The following is an 11,688-nucleotide window of genomic DNA, read 5'->3' as shown; positions in this document are numbered from 1 at the left end:
ATCGGCCCCGACGCCGTCCTCAGCCCCCTCGCCGACGCCACCCCCACCCTCCGCAAGAACCGCCCCGAAGCCCACCAGCTCGTGACGGCCCTCGGAGTGCTGCACAGCCGGGGCGTGCGGGTCGACTGGCGGGCGCTGTTCGCGGGTTCCGGTGCCGAGGCGGAGCCGCGTCCGGTGGCGCTGCCGACGTACGCGTTCCAGCACCGGGCGTTCTGGCTCACCGGTACCGCCGGGGGCGGGGACTCCGGGTACGGTCTGGCGGCGACCGGTCATCCGCTGCTGGGTGCGGCGGTGACCGTGGCGGGAGCCGAACAGACGCTGTTCACCGGTCGGTTGTCGGCGCGTACGCACCCGTGGCTGGCCGAGCAGGCGGTGTTCGACGCGCCGGTGGTGCCGGCGTCCGCGCTGGTCGAGATGGCCGTGCGGGCCGGTGACGAGCTGGGCCTGCCGGGCTCGGTGGAGCTGGACCTGGTGGCGCCCGTGGTGCTGCCGGCGGACGGCGCGGTGCAGCTGCAGCTGGGCGTGGGCCCGGCGGACGCGTCCGGCCGCAGGCCGTTCACCGTGCACAGCCGCGGTGAGGACGCCGGGGCGGACGCGGTGTGGACGGTCCACGCCCGGGGCTTCCTGGTGCCTGCCGGTACGGACACGCCGGAGGGCCCGTCGGCGCACGTGCCGTCGGACGGCCCGTCGGTGGAGGTGCGGCTGCCGGAGGACCTGCTGCCGGACGCCGCCCGCTACGAGCTGCACCCGGCGCTGCTGGAGGCCGCGGTGACCGCGGTCGCCGGCGACGGCGACGGCGAGCCGGGGACCACCCGGGTGCCGGCGCGCTGGGAGCAGGTGCGGCTGCACGCGAGCGGCGCGACCGCCGTCCGCGTACGGGTCGCGCCGGTCGAGCTGCCGGAGGCCGCCGAGGAGGCGGACGCCGAGGCCGGCGGCGCGGTGGACGCGCACGCGGTCGCGGTGGTGCTGGCCGACGCGGAGGACCGTCCCGTCGTCACGATCGGGCGGCTGGTCTTCCGGGACGTGCCGGACGCGGCGTTCAGCGGGGCTGCCGCGGACGCGGCCCGGCCGCTGTTCGAACTGGACTGGGAGCGTGCCGCGCTGCCGGCTCCGGACGCGCCGCTCCGCTGGGGCGTGCTCGACGGGGACGGTCTGGACGCGGCGGGGGCCGTCGCGGGTGCCGAGGTGCCCGTGTTCGACGAGGTGACCGCGGTCGGCAAGGCCGTGGAGGCCGGGGCCGGGGTGGACGCCGTGCTGGCCCGGTTCGCGGCCGGTGCCGCGGACGACGTGGTGGGCGCCGCCCACGCGGCGGCGCGGCGGGCGCTCGGCCTGGTGCAGGAGTGGCTGGCCGAGCCGCGCCTCACCGGTACGCGGCTGGTGGTCCTGACGCACGGCGCCGTCGACACGGGCGCCGAGGGCGTGCCCGAGCCGGCCGCGGCGACCGTCTGGGGGCTGCTGCGGTCGGCCCAGGCGGAGGCGCCGGACCGGCTGACGCTGGTCGACCTGGACGAGGCTCCGGACGCCACGGGCGACGCACTGTCCGCGGTGGTCGCCTCGGGCGAGCCGCAGGCGGCGGTGCGCGGCGGTGCGGTGCTGCTGCCGAGGCTGCGCCGTACGCCGGTCGGTGACGCGCGGGGCGGTACGGCGGGCCGGGCCGCGGCCTGGGACCCGGACGGCACCGTGCTGATCACGGGCGGTACGGGCGCCCTGGGCAGCCTGTTCGCCCGGCACCTGGTCGCCGAGCACGGCGTGCGGCACCTGCTGCTGCTGAGCCGCCGCGGGGCCGGGGCGCCGGGTGCGGCCGAGCTGGAGGCGGAGCTGTCGGCGCTGGGCGCGCAGGTCACGTTCGCGGCCTGCGACGTGGCCGACCGCGAGGCGCTGGCGGCCGCGCTGGCCGCCGTACCGGCCGCGCATCCGCTGCGCGGTGTCGTGCACACGGCCGGGGTCCTGGACAACGGGCTGGTGCCGGCGCTGACCGAGGACGGTCTGGACGCGGTGCTCCGCCCGAAGGCGGACGCGGCCTGGTACCTGCACGAGCTGACGGAGCACCTGGACCTGTCCGCTTTCGTCCTGTTCTCGTCCAGCGTGGGCGTGATCGGCGGGCCCGGGCAGTCCAACTACGCGGCGGCCAACGCGTTCCTGGACGGGCTGGCCGGCCACCGGGCGGCCCGGGGGCTCGCGGCGACGTCGATCGCCTGGGGCCTGTGGGGCCTGAGCTACGGCATCAACGGGGACCTGACGGACAACGACCTGGCGCGGTTCGGCCGCGAGGGCTTCCGGCCCGTGTCGCCGGAGGAGGGCGCGGCGCTGTTCGACTCGGCGCTCACCGACAGCACGGCCGCCGTGGTGGCCCTGCCCGTGGACCTGTCCGCGATGCGGGCGCACGGCCAGGTGCCGCCGGCCTTCCGGTCGCTGGTGCGGGTGGCGGGCCGGCGGGTGGCCCGGTCGGGCGGCGGCGAGGTGGAGTCGCTGGCGCGGCGGCTGGCCGGGCTGTCGGCCGTGGAGCGCCGGCAGACGGTCCTCGACCTGGTGCGTGCCGAGGTCGCGGCGGTGCTGGGCCACTCCGGGGTCGACGCGGTCCACGCGGGGCGCGCGTTCCAGGAGATGGGCTTCGACTCCATGACGGCGGTGGAGCTGCGGAACCGGCTGAACGCCAGGACCGGGGTGCGGCTGGCCGCGACCGTGGTGTTCGACCACCCGAGCCCGGAGGCGCTGGCCGAGCACATCGTGGCCGAGGTGGCACCGGAGGGCGACGGCTCGGGCGCGTCCCAGCCGCTGCTGGGCGAACTGGACCGGCTGGACGCGGCCCTGGCGGAGCTGGGCGACGACGCCGCCGCTCGCACGGCCGTCTCCGTACGGCTCCAGACGCTGCTCTCGCGGCTCAACGAGACCGCGGCGCAGAACGGCCAGGACGAGGAGGTGGCCGAGGCCCTGGAGGCGGCCACCGCGGAGGACCTCTTCGACTTCATCGACAACCAGCTCGGCCGCAGCGCGAACTGATGACCCCACGAACCAGCCCGAGGAGAAGTTGATCACGCATGTCCCATGAACCTCAGACGTCAGGTCAGGACGCAGGCAAGGACGGGGCGTCCGCACGCGAACAGAAGATGGTGGAGTACCTGAAATGGGTGACCACCGATCTCCAGAAGGCCCGGCAACGGCTCGCCGAGCTGGAGGCCGGCAACGAGGAACCGGTGGCCATCGTCGGCATGGCCTGCCGCTTCCCCGGCGGGGTGACGTCCCCCGACGAGCTGTGGCAGCTCGTCATGGACGAGGCCGACGGGATCACCGAATGGCCCACCGACCGCGGCTGGGACATCGACGCCATCTACGACCCGGAGCGCGGCAAGCCGGGCAAGTCGTACACGAAGAAGGGCGGTTTCCTCGACGGGGCGGCCCTCTTCGACCCGGGCTTCTTCGGCATATCGCCGCGTGAGGCGCTGGCGATGGACCCGCAGCAGCGGGTGCTGCTGGAGACCGCCTGGGAGACGTTCGAGCAGGCCGGCATCGACCCGGCGACGCTGCGCGGCACCCCGGTGGGTGTGTTCGCCGGTGTCGTGGAGCAGAGCTACCTGGGCCTGGAGGGCCCGGAGGAGCTCGAGGGCTACCTGATGACCAGCAAGCTCAGCAGTGTCGCCTCGGGCCGTATCGCGTACACGTTCGGCTTCGAGGGGCCCGCGGTGTCGGTGGACACGGCCTGCTCCTCGTCGCTGGTGGCGCTGCACCTGGCGGTGCAGTCGGTCCGCAAGGGCGAGTCGACGCTGGCGCTGGCCGGCGGTGCAACGGTGTCCGGGAACCCGAGCGGGTTCGTGGACTTCTCGCGGCAGAACGGGCTCGCGGAGGACGGCCGCATCAAGTCGTTCGCGGCCGCCGCCGACGGCACCGCCTGGTCCGAGGGCGTGGGCCTGCTGCTGGTGGAGAAGCTGTCGGACGCGCGCCGCAACGGTCACCGGGTGCTCGCCGTGATCCGCGGCTCGGCCGTCAACCAGGACGGCGCGTCCAACGGGCTGACCGCCCCCAACGGGCCGTCGCAGGAGCGGGTCATCCAGCAGGCGCTGGCCGGCGCCCGGCTGTCCGCGACCGACGTGGACGTGGTGGAGGCGCACGGTACGGGCACCCGGCTGGGCGACCCGATCGAGGCGCAGGCGCTGCTGGCCACGTACGGGCGGGGCCGGCCGGAGGACAGGCCGCTGTACCTGGGCTCGCTGAAGTCGAACATCGGGCACACGGTGGCGGCCGCCGGCGCGGGCGGCGTCATCAAGATGATCCAGGCGATGCGGCACGGCATCCTGCCGCGGACCCTGAACGTCGACACGCCGACCCCGATGGTCGACTGGGAGGCGGGCGCGGTCGAGCTGCTGACCGAGGCCCGGCCGTGGCCGGACACGGGCGCGCCGCGCCGGGCGGGCATCTCCGCGTTCGGCGTCAGCGGCACCAACGCGCACGTGATCCTTGAGGAGCCGGCGGCGGAGGACCTGGCCGGTACCGCGGAGGCGTCGGGCGACGGCGAGGCCGCGTTCACGCACCCGCTGCTGCCCTGGGTGGTGTCGGCGAAGACGGCGCAGGCGCTCGCCGCGCAGGCCGGCCGGCTGCTGGACCACCTGGCGCGGGACTCGGAGCTGGTGTGCCCGCTGAACGTGGCGTACTCGCTCGGTACGGGCCGCTCCGCACTGGAGCAGCGCGCGGTGGTCGTCGGCGCGCACCGGGACGAACTGCTGGCGGGGCTGCGGGCCCTGGCGGCCGGCGAGTCGGCACCGCACGTGGCCCAGGGGACGAAGACCGCCGGGAAGACCGCCTTCCTCTTCACCGGCCAGGGCGCGCAGCGCAGCAGCATGGGCCTGGAGCTGTACGACACCTACCCCGCCTACGCCGACGCCTTCGACGCCGTGTGCGCGGAGCTGGACCCGCTGCTCGACAAGCCGCTGCGCGAGATCATCGCCACCGGCGAGGAGCTGGACCAGACCGGCTACACCCAGCCCGCCCTGTTCGCCACCGAAGTAGCCCTCTACCGGCTGGTCGAGTCCTGGGGCGTCACCCCGGACTACGTCGCCGGCCACTCCATCGGCGAACTGGCCGCCGCCCACATCGCCGGCGTCCTGGACCTGCCCGACGCGGCCCGGCTCGTCGCCGCCCGCGCCCGGCTGATGCAGCAGCTGCCCACGGGCGGCACGATGATCGCGCTCCAGGCCACCGAGGACGAAGTCCTCCCCCTCCTGAAGGACGTCGGGGACCGGCTGTCGATCGCCGCCGTCAACGGGCCCACGTCCGTGGTCGTCTCGGGCGACGAGGCGGCGGCCTCCGATGTGGCGGCGCACTTCCGGCGGCTCGACCGCAAGACGAAGCGGCTGACCGTCTCGCACGCCTTCCACTCGCCCCGTATGGACGGCATGCTCGAGGAGTTCCGCCGCATCGCCGCCGAACTGACGTACAACGAGCCGCGGATCCCGGTGGTCTCGACGCTCACCGGCCGCCTCGCCACCGGCGACGACCTGCGCACCCCCGCCTACTGGGCCGACCAGGTCCGCCAGGCCGTCCGCTTCGCCGACGCGGTGACGACGCTGCAGGGCCTGGGCGCGACCGCGTTCGCCGAGGTCGGCCCGGACGCGGTGCTGACCACGCTGGTGCGGGACACCGCCGACGTGGGCCCGGAGGCCGCGGTGCCGCTGCTGCGGCGCGGCCGCCCGGAGCCGGAGGCCCTGGTCACCGGGGTGGCCCGGCTGCACACGGCGGGCGTCCCGGTGGACTGGCAGGGCTTCTACGCCGGTACCGGAGCGCGCCACACCGACCTGCCGACCTACGCGTTCCAGCACGAGCGGTTCTGGGTGGAGACCACTGGCGTGGTCGCCGAGGCCGCAGACCTGGGCCTGGAGTCGGCGGAGCACCCGCTGCTGGGCGCCGCGGTGACCGTGGCGGGCGTCGAGCAGACGCTGTTCACCAGCCGCCTGTCGGTGCGGACCCATCCGTGGCTGGCCGACCATGTGGTGCTGGGGCAGACGCTGGTGCCGGCGACGGCGCTGGTGGAGATGGCCGTGCGGGCCGGCGACCAGCTGGGCTGCACCGTGCTGGACGACCTGTCGATCCTCGGCCCGCTGGTGCTGCCCGCGAAGGGCGGGATCCATGTGCAGGTCAGCGTGGGCGCCGCGGACGCGGGCGGCCGCCGGGAGGTGTCGATCTACTCGCGGCCCGACAGCGCCGACGTGCCGTGGACCCTCAACGCCCGGGGGCACCTCGGCTTCCGCGGCCCGGACGTCCCGTTCGCGCTCACGCAGTGGCCGCCGGCCGGCGCGCAGGAGGTGCCGCTGGACGACGCTTACGAGAAGCTGGCCACGCAGGGCTACGAGTACGGGCCGGTGTACCGGGGCCTGGACGCGGTGTGGCGGGTCGGCGAGAACGAGGTGTACGCCGAGGTGAGCCTGCCCGAGCAGAGCCGTACCGGCGTCGAGGGCTTCGGGCTGCACCCGGCGCTGCTGGAGATCGCGCTGGCCGCCTCCTGCCTGGCCACGTACGGCAGCAGCCCGGCCGGCGCGGTGTGGATCTCGACGGACTGGCACGGCGTACGGCTCCACGCGACCGGCGCCCGGAAGCTGCGCGTACGGCTGGCCGTGGGTGCCGACGGGGCGCTGGAGGTGCAGCTCGCGGACATGGCGGGGCAGCCGGTGGCGACCGCGTCGGCGGTCGCGTGCCGGGCCATCGCCGTCGGCGAGCTGTCCAACGCCCTGGCCCGGAACCGGGACGCGCTGTTCCACGTGGACTGGGCCCACTATCCGCTGATGCCGGTGGACGAGCCGGAGCACTGGGCGGCGCTGGGCGAGGGCCCCTTCGCCGCGGGCCGCGTCCTCGCGGACGTGGCCGCGGTCGCAGCGGCGGTCGCCGCCGGTGAGCGCGTCGACGTCGTCCTGGCGCCGCTGGGCGCGATGTCCGACGGCGCCGCCGGGACGTCCGGTGACGTGGCGGCGGACACGCACGCGGTCGCCCGGGACGCGCTGGACCTGGTCCAGCGGTGGCTGGCGGACGAGCGGCTGGCCGACACCCGGCTGGTGGTGCTCACCCGCGGCGGCGTCGCCGTCACCGACGCGGAGGACGTCACCGACCTGGGCGCCTCCGCGGTGTGGGGCCTGCTGCGGTCCGCGCAGTCGGAGAACCCGGGCCGGATCGTCCTGGTCGACCTGGACGGCCAGTCCTCGTCGGCGGCGGCGCTGCCGGCGGTGCTGGCCGCCGGGGAGCCCCAGGCGGCGGTGCGCGGCGGGCGGGTGCACGTTCCGCGGCTCGGCCGGGTCGCCGAGTCGGCGGCCGGCACCACCGGCTCCTGGAACCCCGACGGCACGGTGCTCGTCACCGGCGGTACGGGCAGCCTGGGCGCCCTGTTCGCCCGGCACCTGGTCACCGAGCACGGTGTGCGGAGCCTGCTGCTCACCAGCCGGCGCGGCCCGGCCGCCGAGGGCGCGGCCGAGCTGGAGGCGGAACTGCGGGCCTTGGGCGCCGAGGTGACGATCGCCGCGTGCGACGTGGCGGACCGGGAGGCGCTGGCCGCCCTGCTGGCGTCCGTACCGGAGGACCGCCCGCTGACCGGTGTGCTGCACACGGCCGGTGTGCTGGACGACGGGCTGATCGGCTCGCAGACCCCGGAGCGGCTGGCGGCGGTGCTGCGGCCCAAGGTGGACGCGGCGTGGCACCTGCACGAGCTGACGCGGGGCCTGGACCTGTCGGCGTTCGTTCTTTTCTCGTCGATCGCCGCGGTCGTGGGCGGCCCCGGCCAGTCGACGTACTCGGCGGCCAACCACTTCCTGGACGGGCTCGCCCAGCACCGCAGGGCGCGCGGACTGGCGGCGACCTCGCTCGCCTGGGGCCTGTGGTCGCAGACCAGCGGCATGACCGGGCACCTGGACGAGGCCGACCTCAAGCGCATCGCCCGCGGCGGGTTCCGGCCCGTCGAGTCGGAGCAGGGTCCGGCGCTGCTGGACCTGGCGATGACGTCGGGTCACGCGACGCTCGCCGCGACCCCCATGGACCTGGCGACGCTGCGGGAGCAGGTGCAGGTGCCGGTCCTCCTCCAGAAGCTGGCCCGCTCGTCGGGGCGGCGGACCGCGCAGAACACCGAGGTCTCCACGGAGTCGCTGGCCGACCGGCTGGCGGGGCTCTCCGACGAGGAGCAGCGGACCGCGGTGCTGGAGCTGGTGCTGGGCCGCGTGTCGGAGGTGCTGGGCCACGCGGACGCGTCCGGGGTGCCGACGGACCAGCCGTTCTCGGCGCTCGGTTTCGACTCGCTGACCTCCGTCGAGCTGCGCAACCAGCTCGGTACGGCGACGGGCCTGAAGCTGCCGCCGACGCTGGTGTTCGACCACCCGACGCCCGCCGCGCTCGCCGCGTTCCTGCACGGCGAGGTGGTGGCGGCGCAGGCCCCGGAGGACGGGCCCGGGGGCGGCCGCGGCGGCGTCGACTTCGCGGCCGAGGTGCGGCTCGCCGACGACGTCCGGCCGGCCGGCGAGGTGGTCGTGGCGGCCGACGCGCCGCGCGACATCCTCCTCACCGGCGCGACCGGCTTCCTCGGCGCGTTCCTCCTCCGCGACCTGATGCGCACCACCACGGCGCGCGTGCACTGCCTGGTGCGGGGTGAGGACGACGCGGCGGCGCTGGAGCGGCTGCGGGACAACGCCCGCTGGTACCGGGTGTGGGACGACATCGACCCGGAGCGGATCGTCGTCGTCCGCGGCGACCTGGCCGAGCCGCGTCTCGGGCTCACCGAGGAGGCGTTCGACGAGCTGGCCCGTACCGTCGACGTGGTCTACCACAACGGTGCGCGGGTGCACTGGCTGCTGCCGTACGAGACGCTGAAGGCGGCCAACGTCGGCGGTACCGAGGAGGTCCTGCGGCTGGCGGCCCGCCACCGCACGGTGCCGGTGCACTACGTGTCGACGGTCGGCGTGTTCAACGGCGTGCGGGAGCCGGGCGTGCCGCTGAAGGTGACGGACCCGACCGGCCCGGCCGAGCGGCTGGCGAGCGGCTACCTGCGCTCCAAGTGGGTCGCCGAGCAGGTCATCGAGGTGGCCAGGGAACGCGGCCTGCCGGTGTCGGTGTACCGGGTGGACGTCATCTCCGGCGACCAGGTCAACGGCGCCTGCCAGACGCGGGACTTCGTGTGGCTGACGCTCAAGGGCCTGGTGCAGGCGCGGTCCGTGCCCAAGGGCGTCGAGGGCCGCTTCCACCTGCTGCCCGTCGACTACGTCAGCGCGGCCATCACCGGCATCGCGGCCCGCCCGGAGGCGGCCGGCGGCACGTACCACCTGTTCAACCAGGGTTCCCTGGCCCTCACCCAGTGCGCCCAGTACCTGCGCGCCCTCGGCTACGAGCTGGACGAGGTCGACTGGGACTCCTGGACGTCGACGGTGACGTCGGGCGACAACGCGCTGCTGCCGCTGCTGGACGCCTTCGAGATGATGACGTCCGACACGGACGGCTTCTACCCGCCGATCGACACGACGGAGACGGAACGGGCCCTGGAGGGCACGGGGATCGGGATCCCGGCCCTGACCCAGGACCTCTTCGAGAAGTACGTCCGCTTCTTCATCGAGGAGAACCACTTCCCGGCCCCGTAACCCCGGGCCGCCCGCGAAAGGGCCCCGCCGGCTTCGGCCGGCGGGGCCTCTTCGTGGTTTTTCGAAGGAACAGCGGTTACGGAAGGCGGATGGAGAGGCGGTGGCTGAAGACGTTCTTCGGGTCCCACTTCGCCTTGACGCGCTGCAGGCGCGGGTAGTTGTCCTTGAAGTACAGCTGGTGCCAGGGCAGGCCGGAGGTGTTGAGGGACGGGTCGGCGAGGTCCGCGTCGGCGTAGTTGATGTAGGCGCCGTCGTTGACGCCGCCGGTGCGGGGGACGCCACCGGTCGTGGCGTACACGTCCGCGTACGCCTCGCGCACCCACGCCGTCTGCACGGCGTCGTCCGCCGGGTCGCTCCACAGGCTGCAGTAGAGGATCTTCGCGAAGGAGTCGCGCTGCGCGGTGGCGGTGTCGGCGGTCGCCACCTCGTTGATCTTTCCGCCGAAGCCGACGACGGCGATCATCCCGTACGGGCCGGGGTAGTCGTCGCGGGTGAGCTGCCGGTAGACCGCCTTCAGCTGCTCGTCCGGCATGGCCTTGCGGACGTACGCCGACTTGGCCTTCCAGCGTGGGACGGCGGCCTCCACGAATCCGGACCACTCGGTGACCGCGTACAGCCAGGGCGCCCGGTACCGGTCGCCCACGTGGTACGGGACGCCGGTGCCCTCGGTGACCGCGGCGAGGAAGTCGTCGAGCAGCTGCTCGGCGCCCGGCACCGAGGCCTCGACCTGGGTGCTCATCCGGAAGTAGCCGGCCGCCTTGTGCATCATCTTCAGCTGGCTGAACAGGTGGCGGCCGGGCGAGGTGGGCGCCGAGTTGGCCTCGTGCCAGGCGTTGAAGTTGCGCAGCAGCCGGGTGAGGCTCGCCTCGTCGAGGTCGCTCCAGGACCAGCTGACGTCGGACAGCAGCACCTCGGTCGGCGCCTGTGGCAGCAGCTTCGACGGGTCGGTGCCGGTGGCGCCGGGCGAGCGGAGCCAGTAGCGGGTGATGACGCCGAAGTTGCCGCCGCCCGCACCGGTGTGGGCCCACCACAGCTCACGGTTCGGGTCGCCCGGCTCACGGGTGGCGACGACCTTGCGGGCCCGCCCGTCGGCACCGACGTGGACGACCTCCACCGCGTACAGGTGGTCGACGGTCAGGCCGCGGGAGCGGGACAGCGCCCCGTACCCGCCGCCGGTGATGTGGCCGCCGGCGCCCACCGTGGGGCAGGTGCCGCCCGGCAGGACGACGCCCCACCGCTTGTACAGCGTCCGGTATACGGAGCCGAGGAGCGCGCCGGGGCCCACGGCGATGGCGTTCATGGCCGGGTCGTAGTCGATGGCGTTCATCCCCGCCATGTCGATCACGACGCGGACGTCGCGGTTGGCGGTGAAGTCCTCGTCGCAGTGCCCGCCGCTGCGCACGGCCACCTTCAGTTTGCGGTCGACGGCCTCCTGGACGGCGGCGACGACCTGGTCGGCGCTGTGGACGACGCGTATGTAGTCGGGCGAGCCGACCCAGCGCTGGTTGGAGCCCGACACGAGGCCCTTGTACCGCGGGTCGGCGGGGGTGACGTGGATGGCCGGGGTCGCCCGCACGGCGTGCTCGGCGCCGTCGATCCCGTCGACGGCGGCGGCCACGGCCGGTGTCGTGGCGAGGGCCGGCAGCGCGAGGGCGCCACCGGTCACCGCGGCGCCCCTCATCAGCCCGCGCCGGGAGAATTCGGTCATGATCGCATGCCTCCATGAGACCTGAACATCGGAAAAATCCGCACGAGTGTCGTGCCGTGCGCGAACGTTTCCAGCCGTTCGTCATGACCGGGTAACCCGGCGGGAACCCGGGGCGCGGGCGCCGCGGCGCGGCGCCGGGTCCTCAGCGGAAGGTCATCCGCCGGTCCCGTGGGACACGCCGGTGATTACCGGCGGATGGCCGATGCGCGGAACGGACGCCTATACGTTCGAGCGGTGCTGTTTCAAGCGGTGCTGTTCCGTGCCCGATGTTCGTGACGTCTTCGAGGAGCCTTCGTGCGCAAGGTGCTCATCGCCAACCGTGGCGAAATCGCTGTCCGTGTCGCCCGTGCCTGCCGGGACGCCGGGATCGCGAGCGTAGCCGTCTAC

4 protein-coding genes are annotated in these 11,688 nt (G+C 74.5%); 3 read left to right on the top strand and 1 reads right to left on the bottom strand.

All coding sequences use genetic code 11. The features are described 5' to 3' along the window. A partial coding sequence (locus tag ABZX67_RS32670) for an SDR family NAD(P)-dependent oxidoreductase (protein WP_355368233.1) occupies positions 1–3,000 on the top strand: 3,000 nt, incomplete at its 5' end. A 38-nt stretch (positions 3,001–3,038) separates the two neighbouring features. After that, entirely contained in the window at positions 3,039–9,593 is a 6,555-nt protein-coding gene (locus tag ABZX67_RS32665) for a thioester reductase domain-containing protein (protein WP_355368230.1), read from the top strand. A 76-nt stretch (positions 9,594–9,669) separates the two neighbouring features. Here ABZX67_RS32665 and ABZX67_RS32660 read toward each other — a convergent pair whose 3' ends face one another. Beyond that, entirely contained in the window at positions 9,670–11,301 is a 1,632-nt protein-coding gene (locus ABZX67_RS32660) for an FAD-binding oxidoreductase (RefSeq protein WP_355368227.1), read from the bottom strand. A gap of 294 nt (positions 11,302–11,595) precedes the next feature. Between ABZX67_RS32660 and ABZX67_RS32655 the strand changes: the two genes are divergently transcribed. Further along, positions 11,596–11,688, top strand: a 93-nt coding sequence (locus ABZX67_RS32655) for a biotin carboxylase N-terminal domain-containing protein (RefSeq protein ID WP_280842533.1), incomplete at its 3' end; no start/stop codon positions are given.

Source organism: Streptomyces sp. NPDC003036 (assembly GCF_040611175.1).
Lineage (GTDB): Bacteria > Actinomycetota > Actinomycetes > Streptomycetales > Streptomycetaceae > Streptomyces.
The sequence above is the reverse complement of the archived record's forward strand: the minus strand, read 5'-3'. Positions and strand labels throughout refer to the sequence as shown.